This window comes from Stenotrophomonas sp. YJH_SMC_12-1 (genome assembly GCF_059370935.1).
The window spans coordinates 140,601-160,059 of the sequence record NZ_JCAFUD010000003.1 but is presented as its reverse complement, the minus strand read 5'-3'; the positions used below and the strand labels follow the sequence as shown (position 1 = coordinate 160,059).

Below are 19,459 nucleotides of genomic sequence, written 5' to 3'. Positions count from 1 at the left end.
TTCCCACCCCACACCGCCCCACGGAGTCCTGCCATGAAGATCGCCCTCGTTGGTTCCACCGGCAACATCGGCCGCCAGATCGCCCGCCACGCGCTGGCCCACGGCCACGAACTCACTGTCATCGTGCGCAACGCGCAGGATCTTCCGGCCGAACTGGACGGCGCCCATCCGGTGGTCGCCCCGCTGGATGACCAGGACGCGCTGGTCGCCGCCATCGCCGGCCACGACGTGCTGGCCAGCGCCTACGGCCCGCGCCCGGGCGATGACATCGGCCGCGTCGGCGACGTGGCTGCACAGCTGGCCGCCGCCGTGCGCAAGGCCGGTGTACCGCGCCTGGTGGTGGTCGGTGGCGCCGGCAGCCTGGAAGTCGCGCCCGGCGTGCAGCTGGTCGATACCCCCACCTTCCCGGAGGCCTACAAGCCGTACGCGCTGGCCCATCGTGAAGCCTTCAATCGACTGCAGGCGGTGGACGACCTGGACTGGACCTTCTTCTCGCCAGCGGCCGAAATCGGCCCGGGTGAAGAGCGCGGCCAGTACCGCGTGCAGCCCAAGGCCTTCCTGGCCGACGCCAGCGGCCACAGCCGCATCAGCTATGCCGACTACGGCGCCGCGTTCGTCGCCGAGCTGGAAGCGCACCAGTACCCGAAGCAGATCATCACCGCGGCGTACTGATCGACGCGCGTGCCCTGTAGAGCCGAAGGCAACGGCAGGAGCCGTTGCCAACGTCACTTGCGACGGCCCGCAGGGGCCCGGGCAAGGACGCCCGGCATAGCCCACGTTCGGCTCCCCATTCGACACAAGGAATTTCCCATGCGCACCGCTGCCCTGCTGCTTCCCCTCGCCCTGGCCGCCAGCTTCACCAGTGCGCCGCTGCTGGCCGCACCGGCCACCGCGGCGCCCGCGGCAGCGACAAAATCCCAGCTGCACCTGCAGACCTTCCATCCCGGTCCGCAGGCGATGTTCTCGGTGTCCTCGGTGCTGATCGAAGGCCGCCGCGATGCGATCCTGGTCAACGCGCAGTTCGGCGCCAGCGATGCGCGCAAGCTGGTCGAGCTGATCCGCGCCAGCGGCAAGCAGCTGACAACGATCTACATCAGCCACGGTGATCCGGACTACTACTTCGGCCTGGCTACCCTGCAGGACGCGTTCCCGCAGGCGCGCATCGTCGCCACTGCGCAGACCGTTGCCCACATCCAGCAGACCCAGGCCGGCAAGCTGGCCTACTGGGGGCCGAAGATGGGTGCCGACGTGCCGTCGCGCATCGTGGTGCCGCAGGTGCTGGATGGCGATGCCCTGCAGCTGGAAGGCCAGCGCCTGCCGCTGATCGGCCTGGATGGCCCGACCCCGGACCGCACGGTGTTGTGGGTGCCGTCGCTGCGCGCGATCGTCGGCGGCATTCCGGTAGTGGCCGGTGAACACGTGTGGATGGCCGACACGCAGACGCCGAAGTCACACGCCGACTGGCTGCAGACCCTGCAGCGGTTGCAGGCGTTGAAGCCGAAGGTGGTGGTGCCGGGGCATTACGCGCCGGGTGCCGCACTGGATGTCAGTGCGCTGGTGTTCACGGCGGACTACATCCGCGCGTTCGATGCCGAGACGGCAAAGGCCAGGGACAGTGCGGCGCTGGTGAAGGCAATGCAGGCGCGCTATCCGAAGCTGGCGGGCGTGGCGTCGCTGGAACTGAGTGCGAAGGTGGCCAAGGGCGAGATGCAGTGGCCGTGAGGTAGGGAGTTTTCTTTTGCAGGGCTGCGCCCTGCACCTGCAGAGGCAACAGCAACAGCAACAGCAACAGCTGGCTATCCGTGGGATGGCGAGGTGGGTCCGGTTGCGGGGGACGCTGCAAGTCCCCCTCCGGGGCCCGGCCCAGCCGCTGGCGGCTGTGCGTTCGGGCGCTTGCGAAGCAGTGCTTCGCAAGCAAAGCGCCCTCACCCATGTAAGCTCGATCGCGGCTTGCTCGTGTGCGCTGTCCTGCGCACACGGCAAGACCGGGGTTGAGCGTCCTGCCCAACCCGCCCGAGGCATGCCTCGGGCCCATGCGGCTCACGCCCCCGCAACCGGACCCACCCCGCCTTCGACAGTTCTCTGCGATCTGCCTGGGTGGCATGTCTGCGCACGGGGTCGGATCCCGTTGCTGCGCAACGGGCTCTGACCCCACTGTTTGATGATTAGGTATCTGTGGGATTGATCATGTCGTGCTCGAACAGTTCCCCCTGCACCACCGCCTCCTTTTCGCGGAAGCCACCAAGGCCGACGCCGACCAGGCGGTAACGGGTCTCCGCCGGCAGGTCGACGCGGGCGCGCAGCGACAGGGCGATGTCACGCAGCTCTTCCATCGATTCCGGCGGGCGCTCCGGGGTGAAGCTGCGGGTGAGGATGCGGAACTGCGCGGTCTTCAGTTTCAGCACCACGGTGTGGCCGATGCGCTCGGTCTTGCGCGTGGCGTTCCAGGTCTTCCCTGCCAGCTGCACGATCGCCTCGGTCAGGTCTTCCAGCAGCAGGTCTTCGGCGAAGGTGTCCTCCGAGGAGATCGACTGCACCTGCTGGTCCGGTTCCACCGGCCGCTCGTCGATGCCACGTGCGCGGTTGTACAGGCTGCGGCCGAAACTGCCGAATGCCTCTTCCAGATCGATCAAGGCCCACTGCCGCAGGTCGCCGCAGGTGACGATGCCGCGCGCGGCCAGCTTGCCTTCCATGACCTTGCCGACGCCGGGCACGCGGTTCACCGGCAGCGGCGCCAGGAACGCATCCACGCGCTGCGGCGGAATCACGAACTGGCCGTCGGGCTTGCGCCAGTCCGAGGCGATCTTGGCCAGGAACTTGTTCGGCGCGATCCCGGCTGAAGCAGTCAGGTTCGTTTCCTCGCGGATCTGCGCGCGGATGGTGCGGGCGATGTCGGTGGCCAGTTCGATGCCACTCTTCGGCTCGGTCACGTCCAGATAGGCCTCGTCCAGCGACAGCGGCTCGACCAGGTCGGTATGGCGCAGGAAGATCGCGCGTACCTGCTGTGACACCGCCTTGTAACGCGCGAAGTCCGGCGGCACGAAGATCGCGTCCGGGCACAGGCGCTCGGCACGCACGGCGGGCATCGCCGAACGCACGCCGAACACGCGCGCCTCGTAGGACGCCGCACACACCACCGAGCGGGCGCCACGCCATGCCACGACCACTGGCTTGCCACGCAGTGACGGATCGTCGCGCTGCTCCACCGACGCGTAGAACGCGTCCATGTCAACGTGGATGATCTTGCGCAGTCGGGTCATGTCAGCTGGGAAAGGCGGGGCCGGGCCGGGCGGGCCACACGCCGAAGTATGGTCGTTGCACATCAACAGGATGCGCGTATTCCCTTGAAAACACTACGGTTGCGTACGGTTGAAATGTTTGATCGGCGCAGTTTCCACGGGCATTCTCGGGCGCTTGTTTCCCTGTTCTTCGCTTCCAGGATTGTGCTTCATGACCCGTCTCCACGCGTTCAACCGCGAACAGCTGCTGGCCAGCGCACGCGGTGAACTGTTCGGCACCGCTGCCGGCCGTCTGCCCAACGACCCGATGCTGATGTTCGACCGCATCACCGACATCCGCGAGGACGGCGGACCGCATGGCAAAGGCATGGTACGCGCCGAACTGGATATCCGCCCGGACCTGTGGTTCTTCGGCTGCCATTTCATTGGCGACCCGGTGATGCCCGGCTGCCTGGGCCTGGACGCCATGTGGCAGCTGACCGGCTTCTTCCTGACCTGGCTGGGCGCCCCCGGCAAGGGCCGCGCGCTGGGCTGTGGCGAAGTGAAGTTCACCGGCCAGGTGCTGCCGGAAGCCAGGCTCGTGCGTTACGAGATCGACATCAGCCGCGTCATCAACCGCAAGCTGGTGATGGCCCAGTCGGACGCCCGCATGTATGTGGATGACCGCGAAATCTACAGCGCGCGCGACCTGCGCGTCGGCCTGTTCACCGAAACCGGGAGCTTCTGATGCGTCGCGTCGTCATCACCGGCATGGGCATCACGTCCTGCCTCGGCAATGATCTGGATACCGTTTCGGCCGCGCTGCGCGAAGGGCGCTCGGGCATCACCGCCCTGGCCGACCACGCCGAAGCGGGCCTGCGCAGCCAGGTCGGTGGTCGTGTCGACCTCGATCTGGAGGCGCTGATCGACCGCAAGCAGAAGCGCTTCATGAGCGATGCGGCGGCCTTCGCCTATCTGGCCATGCGCGATGCCATCGCCGATGCCGGGCTCAGCGCCGAGCAGGTCAGCAGCCTGCGCACCGGCCTGATCGCCGGTTCCGGTGGCGGCTCCAGCGAATGGCAGATCGGCGCGGTCGACCTGCTGCGCGAACGTGGTGTGCGCAAGGTCGGCCCGTACATGGTGCCGCGCACGATGTGCTCGACGGTCTCGGCCTGCCTGGCCACGGCCTACCAGATCAAGGGCGTCAGCTATTCGCTGTCGGCCGCCTGCGCGACCTCGGCGCACTGCATCGGCGCGGCCGCGGACATGATCCGCCATGGCGCGCAGGACATCATGTTCGCCGGTGGCGGTGAAGACCTGCACTGGTCGATGAGCGTGATGTTCGATGCGATGGGTGCGCTGTCGACCAGCTTCAACGAAACCCCGGCCAGCGCCTCGCGTCCGTACGACAAGGACCGCGACGGCTTCGTCATCGCCGGTGGTGGCGGCATGCTGGTGCTGGAGGACTACGACCACGCCGTTGCGCGCGGCGCGCACATCCACGCCGAACTGATCGGCTATGGCGTGACCTCCGACGGCGCCGACATGGTCGCTCCGTCCGGCGAAGGCGCGGTGCGCTGCATGAAGATGGCGCTGCAGGGCGTCGATCGCCCGCTGGACTACCTCAACACCCACGGCACCTCCACGCCGCTGGGCGACGTCACCGAGCTCAATGCGATCCGCGAAGTGTTCGGCGATGCGGTGCCGCCGCTGTCCTCGACCAAGGCGCTGTCCGGCCATTCGCTCGGTGCGGCGAGCGTGCACGAGGCGATCTATTGCCTGCTGATGATGCGCGATGGCTTCGTTGCCGGTTCGGCCAACATCGGCGAGCTGGACCCGAAGGTGGAGAGCTTCCCGATCCTGCGCGAAAGCCGCGAGCAGAAGCTGGATACGGTGATGTCCAACAGCTTCGGCTTCGGTGGCACCAACGCCGCGCTGGTGTTCGGGCGGGTGTGATGTGGACAGGTGTGCCGACCAACGGTCGGCACCCACCAGGGCAGTAAAGAGTGCCGACCAAGGTTGGCACCCACCAACGCAGTAAAGAGTGCCGACCAACGGTCGGCGCCCACCTTACTTCGGCAGCAGCGGCAGCAGCAGCGCGTGCGCGTCCACCAGCGATCCAACGATGCGGTGTCCCAGGGCACGCAGCTCTTCATCAGGATGCACCAGGTCCGGCACCTGGATCACGGTCATGCCGGCCGCCAATGCTGCGCGCGTACCGGCCGGTGAGTCTTCCAGCGCCAGGCAGCGTTCCGGCGCCTGGCCCAGCCGCTGCGCGGCCAGCAGGTAGATATCCGGCGCCGGCTTCGGCCGCGCCACGTCGCCACTGGTGATCACCGCATCGAAGTACGGCAGCAGGCCGGCAGCGGCCAGCTTGCGGTTGGCACGTGGCTGCCGCGTGGTGGTTGCCACCGCACGCGGTACCGCATGCGCCTTCAGCAGTTGCAGCAGCTCCAGGATGCCCGGCCGCAGCGGCAGGCCGGTCTGGGTGCGTGCTTCGTACAGCTCATGGCAGCGTGCAGCCACCGCCTCGATCACGCTGTCCTCGATCCCCTGCACACGCAGCAGCGCGTGCGTGTCGCGGTCACCGAGGCCGACCATGCGCAGGAACACGGCCTCGTCCAGGCCCAGTCCGAATTCGTCGGCGGCCTCGCTCCAACAGGCCAGCGAGACCCGCTCGCTGTCGATCATCAGGCCGTCCATGTCGAAGATGACGGCGTCGGGGAGGAACGGCAGCGCAGCGATGGTGGTCATGGAGCGAACAGCGTATCCAGGTCGGTGGAGGTGAGCTGCCGCCATTGCCCTTCGTCCAGCCCCTGCAGGTCCAGCCCGCCGACGCGGCTGCGGTGCAGGGCCTGCACGTGGTTGCCGGTGGCGGCGAACATGCGGCGTACCTGATGGTAGCGGCCTTCGTGCAGCACCAGGCGCGCGTGGCGCGCATCCAGCACTTCCAGTTCGGCCGGCAGCAGGGGCGTCTTCTCGGACTCCAGCATCAGCGTACCGCTGGCGAACAACGCGACCTCGTCGCCGCGCAGGTCGTCGCTCAACCCGACCTCATAGACTTTCGGCAGCTTCGACTTCGGCGAGATGATCCGGTGCAGCAGGCCGCCATCGTCGGTCAGCAGCAGCAGGCCACTGGTCTCGCGGTCGAGGCGGCCCACCGTGGACAGCACCGGATCGCGATCGCGGAAGCGCGGCGGCAGCAGATCGTAGATCAGGCGGCCGGTGTCCTTGGTCGAGCAGGTGTAGCCGGCCGGCTTGTGCAGCGCGATCGACAGGCCCACCGGCGGGTCCAGCGGCTCGCCGTCGACACGGATCGCCTCGTGCGGCACCTGGTCGTCGGCATACAGCACCTCGCCATCGGCGTCGGTGACGCGGCCTTCGCGGAACATCCACTGCACCTGCTTGCGGCTGCCATAGCCCAGGTTGGCGATGAGCTTGACCAGCTTCACTTGCCCTTCCCCTTCACCGCTTCCACCAGCTTGAAGCCATCACGCTCGGCGATCACGCGCACCGCGCCAAAGCTCTCGTTGAGCGTGTACTCGTACGGCAGGTGGCGGTTGGCCACCACGTACAGGCGTCCGCCCGGGCGCAGCGCCTGCGCGGCCACGGCGATGAAGCGCTGGCCGATGTCCGGGCGATCGGCGCGCGACGGCGTGTGGAACGGCGGGTTGCTGATGATGACGTCGTAGCCCGGTTCGATGCCGGCGGTGACGTCCTGCCACAGGAAGCGCAGCGGCAGCGGGCGCGGCGGCGGCGCCAGATTGAGTTCGGCCAGTGCCAGCGCGCGCTGCTCGGCTTCGTACAGGTCCAGCGCGGTGATCTTCGGGCAGCGTTCCAGCAGCTCGCGCGACAGGTAGCCGTAGCCCGCGCCGAGGTCGGCGGCACGCCCGGCCAGGTCGGCCGGCAGGTGTTCGGCCAACAGCGCCGACGCCGGGTCGATGCGATCCCAGGCGAACACGCCCGGGCGGCTGAGGAAACGGCCCCCGACAATCGGGCGCACTGCATCCAGCGCCGACCAGCGCTTGGCCAGGTCGGCGTCGTGCTGGCCCTGCATCGGCGCGGTCCAGTACACGCGGCAGTGATTCTTGGTCAGGCTGCCGCCGAGGCCGGTCAGCTGCTTGAGGTCACCCTCGCCCGAGCGTGCGCCTTCGTTGTTGGACTGGCAGGCAACGATGCGGCCGCCGTCGGCGACCAGCGCCAGCGCGCGAGCGAACAGCGCGCGGGCTTCTTCACGCTGGCGCGGCGGCAGCACCAGCACCAGCGGGTAGCGGCCCTTGCCGGCCACATCATCCAGCTGGCCGCTGACGGTCCAGCCGGCGGCCTGCTGCAGCGGCTGCGCGAACGGGGCGAAGCTCTGCTCGCAATGCACCTCGCGGTTGCCGGCCACTTCGCGCAGCGGCCAGCCGTCGCGGGCCCGCAGGAAAGCCACGGAGCCTTCCGGCCAGCGCAGGGCGCCTTGGGAGTACGGCAGGAACAGGGTCTGCAGGGGGGCGTCGTCGCTGGAGGCCATCGGCGCGGGTACTTCAAGCGTGAGGGCCGTCCATTGTACCGGCTTGACCGGGCCGGCCCCGGCAGCCGCTTTGCGAAACCCGAACGGGGCCTTGATCTGCCAGCAACATCGTAACGTTCAGGGTAGAGGCTCCCCCGGAAACCCAGGAGAACCTGCATGCGAGCCTTGTTCGTCGGTGGCGTGGTCGACAACAGTGAAATGGACCTGGAAGGCAGCCATCCGCCCGTGCATTACCCCGAGGACACCGGCGGCGGCCACTCGCGCTACCGGCTGCACCAGGTCGGTCATGGTGCCGACGGCAGCGTGGCCTATGCGGTGTATGGCGCGCCGGACCTGGCCGATGACGAGGTGGCGAGGGTTGCGGAGGAGCGGGCGTATGCACGCCGGTTCGAGGCGACGCCGACCCTTTTCGAGCACTGAGCGCAGCAGCCACGCATGGCGTGGCTCTACTGCAACCTCTGGTAGATCCACGCCAAGCGGGGATGGACCCGGCAGGTTGCCGTCAAACCCTCGGCGGCAACCTGCGGATGCTGGCGATCTCGTCCAACCACACATGGTGCTGCTGCACCGGCGTGTCGTAGTCATCCAGGCGCAGCTGGCCGTTGCTGCCTTCATCACCAGCGACGTTGCGGTATTGCTGCACGGTTGGCCTCACGGCCACCGTGCCGAGCAGGCGGCGGCCATCGTGCAGAATCAGTTCCACCTGCGTTTCGCCATCCAGCTGCGGCAGCAGGGCTTCCAGGCGCGCGATCTGCGCCGGATCGGTGTGGATACGTGGAGCTATACGGGACATCGGCGACCTCCTGATTGCAGGGTCGCCGATCGGCCGTGAATGTTCAGTGCAGCGCGTCCGCGCGCGGCACCTGCACCTTGCGTACGGCAGCCACCAGCTGCGCCACCGAGTACGGCTTGGCGACATGCTCCTGGAAGCCCGACGCCAGCGCGCGGCGGCGGTCATCGGCACGCGCCAGTGCAGTCACCGCCACCGCAGGCAAGGTTGCCGCGTCCACGCCCATGTCCTCGCGCAGCGTGCGCACCAGCCCATAGCCATCCATGCCCGGCATGCCGATGTCGGTCAGCATCACGTGGTACTGCAGATGGCCGTTGTCGGCCAGCAGTGCCAGTGCCTCGCCGGCCGAGCTGGCCGCCGACACGCTGGCGCCCTGCTCTTCCAGCATGCGCCGCAGATACTCCAGCACCTCCGGCTGGTCTTCCACCGCCAGCACATGCATGCCCCGCAGCGGATACGGTTCGACGATCACCGGCTCCAGGATCGGCCCGCTGATGACTTCGCGCAGCGGCCGGCGCTCGGCATCCGGCAGGTGCTGGGGCAGGCGCACGGTAAACGTGGCGCCGTGGCCATGGCCTTCGCTGGCGGCGGCGACGGTGCCGCCGTGCAGTTCGACCAGCTGCTGCACGATCGCCAGGCCCAGGCCGAGGCCGCCATGGCGGCGCGTGGTGGTGCCATCGGCCTGGCGGAAGCGGCTGAACAGGTGGTTGAGGAACTCCGGTGCGATGCCATCGCCGGTGTCGCGCACCGTAATCACCCAGTGGATGCCGTCGGCCTGCAGCTGAACGTCGATGCGGCCCTCGGCCGGGGTGAACTTGATCGCATTCGAGAGCAGGTTCCAGAACACCTGCTGCAGGCGCGTGGCATCGCCCAATACCAGGCTGGGCTGCTCGGGCAGCTGCAGGTGCACGTCCAGCGCCTTGCCTTCGGCCACCAGTTCCTGCGCGCCGATGGCTTCGCCAAGCAGCGTGCGCAGGTCCAGCACTTCCACCTCCAGCTGTACCTTGCCCAGCAGCATGCTGCTGAGGTCGAGCATGTCCGAGATCAGCCGCTTCTGCGCACCGGCGCTGTTGGCGATCACGTTCAGGCCCTTGTACAGCGGGCTGGTGTTGTCCACGCGCTGCAGCAGCAGCTCGCTCCAACCGAGGATGGTGGTCAGCGGCGTGCGCAGCTCGTGCGACAGCGTGGCCAGGAACTCGTCCTTCAGCCGCGCCATGTTCTCGGCGGCGCTGCGCGCGGCGCGTTCGGACTGCAGCAGTTCCTCGCGTGCCAGTTCGATCTCGCGGCGCTCGGTCACGTCCGGGCTGCTGCCAGCCAGGCCGATGAAGCGGCCCATGCGCGAGAAGCGCGGGCGCGCGTTCATCTCCAGCCAGCGCCACTGGCCGTCGGCGCGCCGCGCACGTACCAGCGCATGCATCGAACGCTGCGCCTTCAGTGCTTCCTGCAGCTCGTACTCGAATACGGACGCATCGTCTGGATGCACCAGGCCGCGCCAGACATCTTCAGGAACGCGCGTTTCGTCGCCACCGAAAAACTCGCTGAAGGCGCTGTTGACGAAGCGGGCGTGGCCGCGCTCGTCGAGCACCCATACCGGCATCGGCAGGCCATCGGCCAGTGCGCTGAAGCGGGCTTCGCTTTCGCCCAGCTCCACTTCCATCTGCTTGCGCGCGGTGATGTCGAAGAACAGGATGCCGACCTTGTCTTCGCCCGGACGACCAACGCGCACCGCATCAACCGCGAACGAGCGGCCCAGGGCGCGCGCTTCCATCTCGAACTGGGCGGGGCGACCACTGCGGGCCACTTCACCGTAGATGCGGAACCAGTCTTCCTCGTGGTTCGGTTCCAACGCACTCATGCGCTGACCGCGTGCGTCCTTCAGGCCGGTATGGCGCTCGAAGGCGTCGTTGACCTCGATGAAACGATAGTCCACCGCGCGGTCGCCTTCGAACAGCACCTGGATCACGCAGAAACCGGCGTTGATGCGCTCAAGCACGCCATGATGCAGGTCGGGTTCGGGCGCCGGCACCAACATCGGTGGGCGCTCCACTAGGGGCGGCAGTGTGGACAAGGGCGTCTGGACGGGCCGGATTGGAGATACAGCATGTTCCAGAGAGCGTATTCACAGCGTCAAGCGCCGTCAGTCAGGGTTGACGACGATGAATTGGCGGTAACCCCCCTTGCATACGACGCAGCCGGCCATTGCAGTGACCCGGCCACCGGATCACACTCAATCCGTGATCAACATCGTCCCCAGCGCGGGGACGCAGGAGACCGTCATGAAACGCGCACTCGTGATTGCCCTGCTGGCAGGCTCCCTGGTGGCGGGCGGCGCCAACGCTGCAGCGCGCAACGTAACCGGTACGGACGCGCCGCGTGCGTTGCAGGCCAATGGCCCGGTCAGCGTGAAATGGGCGGATCCGGCCACGTTCACCGAGATCCGCCAGAGCACCAACCGCTTCGAGGCCGAACGCGGTGACTGGGTACAGCAGCTGGCCCGCTACCTGCAGACCACCGCTGCCAAGCCGCTGCAGCCTGGGCAGACCCTCGATGTCACCCTGGTGGACATCAAGCGTGCCGGTGACTACGAGCCGTGGCACGGCCCGCGTGCGCGCGACATCCGCGTGATGCGTGATATCTACCCGCCCCGCATCACCCTGCAGTACACGTTGAAGGACGCCGACGGCCGTATTGTGAGCGAAGGCGACGCCCGCCTGAGCGACTCCGGCTACCTGCAGGGCAGTGGGTTGCTGACCAACAGCGATCCGCTGCGCTACGAGAAGCGCCTGATTGATGACTGGGTGAAGCGCCAGCTCGCCAGCCAGGCCACCGCTGTGCGCTAGGCCCCTCGGCAGGTGTCGACCCTGGTCGACACGCATTCACGGCCCCGACCAAGATCGGCCGCTACCAGAACTGCGCATGGCGACCGCTGCGCGCCAGGCCCCCCCGGTAGGTGTCGACCTTGGTCGACACGCATTACAGGGCGCCGACCAAGGTCGGCCGCCACACCGAAGCCGAGCGTGGGCTCGGCGCTACACGTACACCTTCGCCACGCGCTTGACCGCGCACGGCAGCTGGTACGCGCTCACGCCGCAGCGCGGCGCCAGTTCCGCCAACGTCGGCGCACTGCCCCACAGTTCCACCACGCTGCCCACCGCGGCCTGCGGATGCGCCGTCAGGTCCACCGTCAGCATGTCCATCGACACGCGCCCGATCAGTGCGCCGGGCTGGCCATCGATCAATACCGGCGTGCCATTCGGGGCGAACTGGGGATAACCGTCGGCATAGCCGAGTGCAACCACACCCACGCGGGTGCGCGCCTTGGCCACGAAGCGCGCGCCATAACCCACCGGCTCACCCGCTTCGATCCAGCGTTCGGCAATCACCTTCGACTGCATCGTCATCACCGGGCGCAGGCGCTCGGTCAGCGTGGTGTCGTCCGGCAGCGGGTTCGCGCCATACAGCATCAGGCCCGGGCGCACCCAGTCACTGCGCACGTCCGGCCAGCCCAGCAGCGCCGGCGAGTTGCAGACGCTGGTCTCGCCGTGCAGGCCGTCGATGGCGCGCGCGAAGGTCGCCGCCTGTTCGTGGGTGCGTTCGCTGTCCAGCTCGTCGGCGCGCGCCAGGTGGGTCATCAGCACGATGCGCTCGACCTGCGGCAGCGCTGACAGGCGCGCGTGCGCCGCGCGGAAGCTGTCCACGTCCAGGCCGAGGCGATGCATGCCGCTGTCCAGCTTCAGCCACACCGTCAACGGGCGCGGGCTGTCGAAGGCGGCGACGGCCTCCAGCTGCCACGGCGAACCCACGGCGAACCAGAAATCATGCTCGGCCACCAACGCCATGTCGCTGGGTTCGAAGATGCCTTCCAGCAGCAGGATCGGCGCACGGATGCCGGCCTGGCGCAGTTCCAGCGCCTCTTCGATGGTGGCCACGCCGAAGCCATCGGCCTCGCCTTCAAGCGCCTGCGCACAGCGCACCGCGCCATGCCCATAGGCATCAGCCTTGATGATCGCCAGGGCCTTGCCACCGCCCAGTTCACGGGCGAGCCGGTAATTGCTGCGCAGGGCGCCCAGATCGATCAGCGCGCGGGCAGGACGCATGTGCGGTTCTCTTGTTGCGGCGCGTGACCGTACTGGCCGTAGCGGAAAATATCCAGGCCTTCGGTGCTGATCTGCGGCTGGCGCGCGCTCATCAGGTCAGCCAGGTAGCGGCCCGAGCCGCAGGCCATGGTCCAGCCCAGGGTGCCGTGGCCGGTGTTGAGGTACAGGTTGCGGAACGGCGTGGCGCCGATCACCGGCGTACCGTCCGGCGTGGCCGGGCGCAGGCCGGTCCAGAACTGCGCGCGCGACAGGTCGCCGCCCTTCGGATAGAGGTCGCTGACCACCAGCTCCAGGGTCTCGCGGCGTCGCTGCGACAGCGACAGGTCGAAGCCGGCCACTTCGGCCATGCCACCGACGCGGATGCGGTCGTCGAAGCGGGTGACCGCCACCTTGTAGCTCTCGTCGAGGATGGTCGAGGTCGGCGCCATCGCCGGGTCGGTGATCGGCAGGGTCAGCGAATAGCCCTTCAGCGGGTACACCGGCAGGCGCATGCCCAGCGGTGCGACCAGCGCCGGCGAATAGCTGCCGAGCGCGACCACGAAGCGGTCGGCGGTTTCCAGCTTGCCGTCGATGCGCACGCCGGTGATGCGGTCGCCATCGAACTCCAGGCCGGTGATGTCCTGGTCGAAGCGGAACTCGACACCGGCCTCCACGCACATCTGCGCCAGGCGACGGGTGAACAGCTGGCAGTCGCCGGTCTGGTCACGCGGCAGGCGCAGCGCACCGACCAGGCCATCGACATGCGCCAGGGCCGGTTCGGCCTGGATGATGCCGGCGCGGTCCAACACCTCGTACGGCACGCCGTACTGGGCCAGGATCTCGATGTCCTGCGCCGAGGCATCCAGCTGCTGCTGGGTGCGGAACAGCTGGGTGGTGCCCAGGTCGCGGCCTTCGAATTCGATGCCGATCTGCGCGCGCAGCTCGTTCAGGCAGTCGCGGCTGTACTCGGACATGCGCACCATGCGCGCCTTGTTGATCGCATAACGCTCGTGGGTGCAGTTGCGCAGCATCTGCCACAGCCAGCGGTACTGGGCCAGGTCCATGCCCGGTTTGATCGCCAGCGGCGCGTGCTTCTCGAACAGCCAGCCGATGGCCTTCTTCGGCACGCCCGGGGCCGCCCACGGCGAGGTGTAGCCGAACGACAGCTGGCCGGCATTGGCGAAGCTGGTTTCCAGCGCCGGGCCGGGTTGGCGGTCGATGACCGTGACTTCAAACCCGGCCTGTCGCAGGTACCAGGCACTGGTGGTACCAATCACGCCGCTGCCGAGAACTAGGACTCGCATGGGACTTCTCCAACCCGATCATTCCCTGCACTGGAGCGCACAGGGACCATAATTGGGGAAGTATAGACAGCCATTCCCAGTTGATTTGCCTGTTTTGAAATCAACCGGCAGGATGTTCTCCTGCAATTCATTCCCCAAGGTTGACGACCATGGCCACCCGTACCCGCGAACTGGACAAGATCGACCGCAAGATCCTGCGCATCCTGCAGGCCGAGGGCCGTATTTCCTTCACCGAACTGGGCGAGCGGGTCGGCCTGTCGACCACGCCGTGCACGGAGCGCGTGCGCCGGTTGGAGCGCGAAGCGGTGATCACCGGCTACCACGCCCACCTCGACCCGGCCGCAGTGAAGGCCAGCCTGCTGGTGTTCGTGGAAATCAGCCTGGCCTACAAGTCCGGCGACATTTTCGAGGAGTTCCGGCGCGCGGCGCTGAAGCTGCCCAACGTGCTGGAGTGCCATCTGGTGTCGGGCGACTTCGATTACCTGCTGAAAGCGCGGATCAGCGAAATGGCCTCCTACCGCAAGCTGCTCGGCAGCACGTTGCTGACACTGCCGCACGTGCGCGAGTCGAAAAGCTACATCGTGATGGAAGAAGTGAAGGAAACGCTGAGCTTGCCGATTCCGGATTGAAGCGGTTGCGATCGGGGTCAGAGCCCGCGTTGCGGGCTCTGACCCCGGTCATGGCAACAGTCAACGCTGCTGTGGATGTTTCTGCGAGCGCTGTTCCTGCTGCTTGCCGCCCTTGTGCGGCTGCTGCGGGTCCATCTGCTGTTGCTGTTGCTGCTGCGGGTTGCGGCCCTGCGGTTCCTTGCCGGGATGACGGTTCTGCTGGTTTTTCATGATCGCGATCCAGTGGACAAAGGACATGCGGCGGCGAAATGCCGGCGCACGGTCACGTTGGTCCCGGAACGGTTAATCGCAGGCGAAAAAGCAGTGATTGGCAGACCGTTGTTTTCGTGCGTTCAGCCCGCACAGCCTGCAGCCGCTGCCCACCTGGATTGGCGTTGGAGGTCAGCGCTTGATCTGCTGGCCATCGCCGGCCGGCACGCTGTCGTAATAGCGGCCGGTGCGCGAGTCGAACACGCGGTTCGGGCCGGCCGGGCGCACCCCGGGAACGATGCGGCCATTGCGGTCATAGACCTTGTCGGCAGACTTCGGGACCGGCGCCGGCGCGACCTGGGCCGGACCGGTGGACTTGATCGGCTGCGTCGGCTGTGGCGAGGGCAGTACCTGCGGCTGCGGGCGCGCGGCCTGTGGTGGCGGCACCACCGGCTGCGGTGCCACGGTGGTGGCACTGCGGGTGGCGGTCGGGCTCGACGACGTCGGTACCTGGGCCTGCGCGACCAGCGGCAGCAGGGCCATCAACAACAGGGGAAGGATCGGTTTCATGGCACGCTCCGACGTGGATCGTCTTCACCATGCGCCAACGCCTGTGTGCCGCCCATGAACGGCCATCACACTTGCAAGCGGGCGCCAGCACCCCCACGTTTTCCGGCATCCCCAGGCCATCGACCCCACGGAGCGCCGCCATGACCGCCTTCGATCTGACGCCCCCCACTGCCACCCAGACCGAGGCGCTGGTTGCCGGCCTCAGCAGCGAGGAGCGCCGCGTGCTGCTGCAGCACGGCACCGAAGCGCCGTTCTGCGGGGTATTCCTCGACAACAAACGCGAGGGTGTCTACTGCTGCCGCCTGTGCGCGCTGCCACTGTTCCGCTCCAGCACCAAGTTCGATTCCGGCACCGGCTGGCCCAGCTTCTTTGCTCCGTTCGACCCAGCGCACGTACGCGAGATCCGCGATACCAGCCATGGCATGGTGCGCACCGAGATCACCTGCGCGCGCTGCGGCAGCCATCTGGGCCACGTATTCCCGGATGGTCCGCCGCCCACCTACGAGCGCCACTGCCTGAACTCCGTCTCACTTTCGTTCACCGGCAATGGCGAGCCCTGGCCCGACCCGTTGCAGCGTGGCGGCGCAGAAAGCGGTGTGGCGGGCTGAAACACCCCCCCTTGACCGATTTCACAGAATTCCCTCTTCAGAAAACCGGGCGACGGGCCGACAAGGAGATATCCCCTCTCCTTGCGTCGCCCCATGCTCATCATCGTTGGATTCCTGGTCGTCATCATCAGCGTGATCGGGGGCTATCTCGGTGCCCACGGCCGCCTGGGTGCCCTCTGGCAGCCCTACGAGCTGGTCATCATCGGCGGCGCGGCGCTCGGCGCCTTCCTGGTCGGTACCCCGGCCAAGACCGTCAAGCAGACCCTGCAGGCCATGGTGGGCGTGTTCAAGGGCCCGCGCTACAAGCAGCAGGACTACATCGATGTGCTCAGCCTGCTCTATGAACTGCTCAACAAGGCGCGCCGCGAAGGCTTCATGGCGCTGGAAGACCATGTCGAGCGGCCGGCCGAGAGCGCGCTGTTCGGCAACTACCCCAAGGTGCAGGCCGACCATCACCTGATCGACTTCATCACCGACTGCCTGCGCCTGATGATCGGCAGCAACATCGAGCCGCACGAGCTGGAACCGCTGCTGGAACTGGAGCTGGAAAAGCATCACGCCGAAGCCATGGCGCCGTCGCAGGTGCTGACCAAGGTCGCCGACGGATTGCCCGGTTTCGGCATCGTGGCGGCGGTGCTGGGCATCGTCATCACCATGGGCTCGATCGGCGGCGACATCGTCGAAGTGGGCGGCCATGTGGCCGGTGCGCTGGTGGGTACCTTCCTCGGCATCCTGCTGGGCTACGGCTTCGTCGGTCCGATGGCGGCGGCGATGGAAGCCCGCGCCGAACAGGACAGCCGCATCTACGAATCGGTCAAGACCGCCCTGCTGGCCTGCCTGCGCGGCTACAACCCGAAGATCGCGCTGGAATTTGCCCGCAAGACGCTGCCGTCGAACGTGCGCCCGGCCTTCTCCGATTTCGAGCAGCACCTGAAGACGGTCAAGTAAGCCATGGCCGAGAACAAGCCCACCGTCATCGTCCGCCGGGTCAAGAAGGCCGGCCACGCCGCCCACCACGGCGGCTCGTGGAAGGTGGCCTACGCCGACTTCGTGACCGCGATGATGGCGTTCTTCCTGGTGCTGTGGCTGATGGCCACCACCAACAAGAACGACCGTGCGGCCATTTCCGAGTACTTCCGCAACCCCAGCCCGCTGAGTGGGCAGAACGCCACGCCGGCGCCCGGCATGGCCGGCCCGGGCGGCGCCAGCACCTCGATGATCAAGTTGGGCGGTGCCACCGACATCTCGCGCGGCAACAGCAACGATCCCTTCCAGAACCAGAAGGAGGCCGTGCCGCAGCCGGTGGACCAGCAGCAGCGCGACAAGCAGCAGCTGGAAGCGCTGATGAAGGAACTGCAGGAGGCGATCAGCAGGAGCCAGGCGCTGGAGCCGTTCAAGGACCAGCTGCTGCTGGACCTGACCCCGGAAGGCCTGCGCATCCAGATCGTGGACAAGCAGAACCGGCCGATGTTCGACCTTGGCAGCGCCACGCTGAAGCCGTACACGCAGCAGATCCTGCACGAACTGGCCGAGTACCTGAACCATGTGCCGAACCGGATCAGCCTGACCGGCCACACCGACATCACCGCCTATTCGGCCGCACGCGGCTATGGCAACTGGGAACTGAGCGCCGATCGTGCCAACGCCGCACGGCGCGCACTGGTGGACGGCGGCCTGGAGGACAGCAAGATCACCCGCGTGGTCGGCCTGTCCTCGTCGGTGCTGTTCGACAAGACCGACCCGCAGAACCCGATCAACCGCCGCATCAGCATCGTGGTGATGACCAAGGCCGCCGAGGAGGCCGCCCTGGCCGGTGCCGGCCCGCAGGTGGGGCTGTCGGCGCCCACCGCCGACCCGGACGTGCAGGCCGCGCCGGGGCCGGCAAAGTAGACGGCAGCTGCGGGCCCTGGTCCGCACATCCGGGAAAAGCGTGCGGACCAGGGCCCGCACGCACCAGGGGCATCACCCGGCGCACCCGCTACAATGGCGGTCTTTCCGTTTCCAGGTGATCCCACCCCATGTCCCAGAACTCCAAGGCCAAGCGCGACAAGCGCAAGAAGCAGCAGGCCAAGCGCCCGTTCCTGCGCCTGAACGCCCAGCAGCAGGTGCAGAACCATGCCGTGCTGACCAACGAAGACGGCCAGGTGGTGGCGGCCATCGGCCTGCAGGGCCGTGAGTGGCTGCTGGCCATCGGCGGCCAGACCATGGGCAATGCCGAGAACCCGGTGCCGATGCTGGCCATGCTCAAGCACCTGGCCAACGTGCAGGAAAAGGAAGGCCGCAAGGTCAACCTGGAGTACTCCGAACTGCTGCAGAAGCTGCTGGACACCCTGGCGGCCGAATCCGAGCAGACCGCCGACGAGTACCTGGACAAGCTGGTTGCCGAGTTCGAAGGCGTCGACGCTGCTGAAGGCGAGGAAGGCGAAGCCGCCGAGGGCGACGTGGCCGAAGAAGCCGCTGCCGAGGCCGCTCCGGCCGCTGACAGCGACAGCAAGCCGCAGGCCTGAACCGGCCGCGGCGGTGACGGTCTACGTCGATGACGCGGTGCATCCCTGGCGCGGACAGCGCTGGGCGCACCTGATGGCCGACACCCTGGCCGAGCTGCACGCGATGGCGGCGCAGCTCGGCATTCCCCCGCGGGCCTTCCAGAACAAGGCCAGCGGTGCCCACTACGATGTCACTTCCGAGCTGCGCGCACAGGCGATCGCGCTCGGTGCGCGGGCGATCTCACGGCACACCGACCGTGACCTGGTCAAAGCGGTGATTGCCAACGCCAGGGCGCAGTACCGGCCGTAGGCCACGTCGCGGGTTCGCCGGCCACCAACCGGCACCGACCGGGTAGAGTCGACTGTCAGTCGACTGCTCTCCCATCCGGCCGCGAGAACCCCGCGCTGCGCGCGATAGTCGACCAACAGTCGACTCTACCCCGTCGGGTCGTCTCCAGCGGATCAACCCATCAGGGCGGGCCCAGCAGAACGTCCCCGCCGGGTGGTGCCGGGCGGATCGGCCCATCGCTCAGAACGGGTCGCTGCCCAGGCGGATTTCCACGTTCAGCAGCGAGCACAGCGCCAGCATTGCGTCGTCGTCGCGGGTCAGCGCCATCACGCCGGTGAAGCCGTCGCTGCCGGCATCCACGCTCCACAGCGTGTAGTTGTGCTCGCGCAGGCGGTCGAAGGCGGTGGACATCAGCTGCACGCCGTCCAGGTCTTCGGCGAAGTCCTCGTCATCCAGGTCGCCGCCCCAGTCCAGCTGCAGGTTGAAGCGCGCCGACAGCTCGTTCACCGCCGACTGCAGCGATTCCAGATCGTCGCGTTCCACCTCGAAACCCGACTGCCAGGCGATGGCCGTGAACAGGGCCGGCAGCCAGTCGCTGTCCGCTTCCAGCGGCTGCCCGTCCTCGGCCAGGTGCTCGCGCCAGCGGTTGAACTGCTGCAGGGCCAGTTCCTCGTCGCCCGGGTTGATCAGCACCAGCAGGTTCCAGACCCGTGCCTCGAAGCCATCTTCGTCGAAGTCGTGGATGTCTTCCTCGAAGTCGAAATAGTCGCTGTTGTCGGGCATGGCG

Annotated in this window: 23 protein-coding genes; 12 read left to right on the top strand and 11 right to left on the bottom strand. The window is 67.4% G+C overall.

What is annotated here, in order from left to right:
- Positions 1-33 precede the first annotated feature (33 nt).
- Both AC5P8Y_RS06935 and AC5P8Y_RS06930 read left to right on the top strand, forming a co-directional pair.
- Positions 34-672: an NAD(P)-dependent oxidoreductase gene (locus AC5P8Y_RS06935; RefSeq protein ID WP_049402684.1), complete on the top strand. Its 639-nt coding sequence runs from the start codon at positions 34-36 to the stop codon at positions 670-672.
- 138 nt (positions 673-810) lie between these two features.
- Complete coding sequence (locus AC5P8Y_RS06930; RefSeq protein ID WP_111109131.1) at positions 811-1,722, top strand: MBL fold metallo-hydrolase; 912 nt, start codon at positions 811-813, stop codon at positions 1,720-1,722.
- 443 nt (positions 1,723-2,165) lie between these two features.
- Here the strand turns inward: AC5P8Y_RS06930 and dinB are convergent, their stop codons facing one another.
- Positions 2,166-3,260: a DNA polymerase IV gene (gene dinB / locus AC5P8Y_RS06925; protein ID WP_111188501.1), complete on the bottom strand. Its 1,095-nt coding sequence runs from the start codon at positions 3,258-3,260 to the stop codon at positions 2,166-2,168.
- Between the two features lie 190 nt (positions 3,261-3,450).
- On the opposite strand from dinB, the gene fabA reads away from it, so the two are divergent.
- Positions 3,451-3,966 (top strand): 3-hydroxyacyl-[acyl-carrier-protein] dehydratase FabA, encoded by a 516-nt coding sequence (fabA, locus tag AC5P8Y_RS06920; RefSeq protein ID WP_005412134.1) that lies wholly within the window; start codon positions 3,451-3,453, stop codon positions 3,964-3,966.
- Entirely contained in the window at positions 3,966-5,174 is a 1,209-nt protein-coding gene (fabB, locus tag AC5P8Y_RS06915; RefSeq protein WP_012479031.1) for a beta-ketoacyl-ACP synthase I, read from the top strand. Before fabA ends, fabB begins: the two co-directional genes overlap by 1 nt.
- A 114-nt stretch (positions 5,175-5,288) precedes the next feature.
- Here the strand turns inward: fabB and AC5P8Y_RS06910 are convergent, their stop codons facing one another.
- Genes AC5P8Y_RS06910 through AC5P8Y_RS06900 form a run of 3 tightly spaced genes read right to left on the bottom strand, consistent with a single transcriptional unit; the run spans position 5,289 to position 7,731 of the window.
- Positions 5,289-5,972 (bottom strand): HAD family hydrolase, encoded by a 684-nt coding sequence (locus tag AC5P8Y_RS06910; protein ID WP_111188502.1) that lies wholly within the window; start codon positions 5,970-5,972, stop codon positions 5,289-5,291.
- Positions 5,969-6,670: a pseudouridine synthase gene (locus AC5P8Y_RS06905; protein WP_495201871.1), complete on the bottom strand. Its 702-nt coding sequence runs from the start codon at positions 6,668-6,670 to the stop codon at positions 5,969-5,971. The genes AC5P8Y_RS06910 and AC5P8Y_RS06905 overlap by 4 nt, the downstream gene beginning before the upstream one ends.
- The gene (locus AC5P8Y_RS06900) at positions 6,667-7,731 is read right to left on the bottom strand and encodes a class I SAM-dependent methyltransferase (protein WP_111109134.1); all 1,065 of its coding nucleotides are present in this window, start codon (positions 7,729-7,731) and stop codon (positions 6,667-6,669) included. Before AC5P8Y_RS06900 ends, AC5P8Y_RS06905 begins: the two co-directional genes overlap by 4 nt.
- 156 nt (positions 7,732-7,887) lie before the next feature.
- Here AC5P8Y_RS06900 and AC5P8Y_RS06895 point away from each other — a divergent pair, with 156 nt between their 5' ends.
- Positions 7,888-8,151, top strand: coding sequence for a hypothetical protein (locus AC5P8Y_RS06895; protein ID WP_005407925.1), 264 nt, complete (start codon positions 7,888-7,890; stop codon positions 8,149-8,151).
- A gap of 82 nt (positions 8,152-8,233) precedes the next feature.
- Here the strand turns inward: AC5P8Y_RS06895 and AC5P8Y_RS06890 are convergent, their stop codons facing one another.
- A complete protein-coding gene (locus AC5P8Y_RS06890) occupies positions 8,234-8,524 on the bottom strand; it encodes a DUF3247 family protein (protein WP_024957100.1) in 291 nt (96 codons plus the stop codon).
- Positions 8,525-8,567: 43 nt separating this feature from the next.
- Entirely contained in the window at positions 8,568-10,553 is a 1,986-nt protein-coding gene (locus AC5P8Y_RS06885; RefSeq protein WP_049402677.1) for a hybrid sensor histidine kinase/response regulator, read from the bottom strand.
- A gap of 244 nt (positions 10,554-10,797) precedes the next feature.
- Between AC5P8Y_RS06885 and AC5P8Y_RS06880 the strand changes: the two genes are divergently transcribed.
- Positions 10,798-11,361 carry a DUF3016 domain-containing protein gene (locus AC5P8Y_RS06880; RefSeq protein WP_049402676.1) on the top strand — a complete coding sequence of 188 codons (564 nt, stop codon included), beginning with the start codon at positions 10,798-10,800 and terminating at the stop codon, positions 11,359-11,361.
- 189 nt (positions 11,362-11,550) lie between these two features.
- Here the strand turns inward: AC5P8Y_RS06880 and alr are convergent, their stop codons facing one another.
- Positions 11,551-12,618, bottom strand: a complete 1,068-nt coding sequence (gene alr / locus AC5P8Y_RS06875) for an alanine racemase (protein WP_005412128.1) — start codon at positions 12,616-12,618, stop codon at positions 11,551-11,553.
- A complete protein-coding gene (locus AC5P8Y_RS06870) occupies positions 12,597-13,901 on the bottom strand; it encodes a D-amino acid dehydrogenase (RefSeq protein ID WP_033833710.1) in 1,305 nt (434 codons plus the stop codon). The genes alr and AC5P8Y_RS06870 overlap by 22 nt, the downstream gene beginning before the upstream one ends.
- A 149-nt stretch (positions 13,902-14,050) precedes the next feature.
- Here AC5P8Y_RS06870 and AC5P8Y_RS06865 point away from each other — a divergent pair, with 149 nt between their 5' ends.
- Positions 14,051-14,530, top strand: a complete 480-nt coding sequence (locus AC5P8Y_RS06865; RefSeq protein WP_004140558.1) for an Lrp/AsnC ligand binding domain-containing protein — start codon at positions 14,051-14,053, stop codon at positions 14,528-14,530.
- Positions 14,531-14,590: 60 nt separating this feature from the next.
- Here the strand turns inward: AC5P8Y_RS06865 and AC5P8Y_RS06860 are convergent, their stop codons facing one another.
- Entirely contained in the window at positions 14,591-14,767 is a 177-nt protein-coding gene (locus tag AC5P8Y_RS06860) for a hypothetical protein (protein WP_033833709.1), read from the bottom strand.
- 144 nt (positions 14,768-14,911) lie between these two features.
- Positions 14,912-15,289 carry a hypothetical protein gene (locus tag AC5P8Y_RS06855; RefSeq protein WP_033833708.1) on the bottom strand — a complete coding sequence of 126 codons (378 nt, stop codon included), beginning with the start codon at positions 15,287-15,289 and terminating at the stop codon, positions 14,912-14,914.
- A gap of 140 nt (positions 15,290-15,429) precedes the next feature.
- Between AC5P8Y_RS06855 and msrB the strand changes: the two genes are divergently transcribed.
- The 5 genes from msrB (at position 15,430) to AC5P8Y_RS06830 (ending at position 18,693) form a co-directional block, all read left to right on the top strand.
- On the top strand, positions 15,430-15,897 hold the full coding sequence (gene msrB, locus AC5P8Y_RS06850; RefSeq protein ID WP_005412124.1) for a peptide-methionine (R)-S-oxide reductase MsrB: 468 nt from the start codon (positions 15,430-15,432) through the stop codon (positions 15,895-15,897).
- A 93-nt stretch (positions 15,898-15,990) separates the two neighbouring features.
- Positions 15,991-16,845, top strand: a complete 855-nt coding sequence (motA, locus tag AC5P8Y_RS06845) for a flagellar motor stator protein MotA (RefSeq protein ID WP_005407915.1) — start codon at positions 15,991-15,993, stop codon at positions 16,843-16,845.
- A 3-nt stretch (positions 16,846-16,848) separates the two neighbouring features.
- Positions 16,849-17,787, top strand: coding sequence for a flagellar motor protein MotB (gene motB, locus AC5P8Y_RS06840; protein ID WP_005412123.1), 939 nt, complete (start codon positions 16,849-16,851; stop codon positions 17,785-17,787).
- A 128-nt stretch (positions 17,788-17,915) separates the two neighbouring features.
- Positions 17,916-18,404, top strand: a complete 489-nt coding sequence (locus tag AC5P8Y_RS06835) for a hypothetical protein (RefSeq protein WP_005407913.1) — start codon at positions 17,916-17,918, stop codon at positions 18,402-18,404.
- A gap of 13 nt (positions 18,405-18,417) precedes the next feature.
- Positions 18,418-18,693: a DUF4031 domain-containing protein gene (locus tag AC5P8Y_RS06830; RefSeq protein ID WP_033833707.1), complete on the top strand. Its 276-nt coding sequence runs from the start codon at positions 18,418-18,420 to the stop codon at positions 18,691-18,693.
- 219 nt (positions 18,694-18,912) lie between these two features.
- Here the strand turns inward: AC5P8Y_RS06830 and AC5P8Y_RS06825 are convergent, their stop codons facing one another.
- Positions 18,913-19,455: a DUF6630 family protein gene (locus AC5P8Y_RS06825; RefSeq protein WP_005407911.1), complete on the bottom strand. Its 543-nt coding sequence runs from the start codon at positions 19,453-19,455 to the stop codon at positions 18,913-18,915.
- Positions 19,456-19,459: the final 4 nt, after the last annotated feature.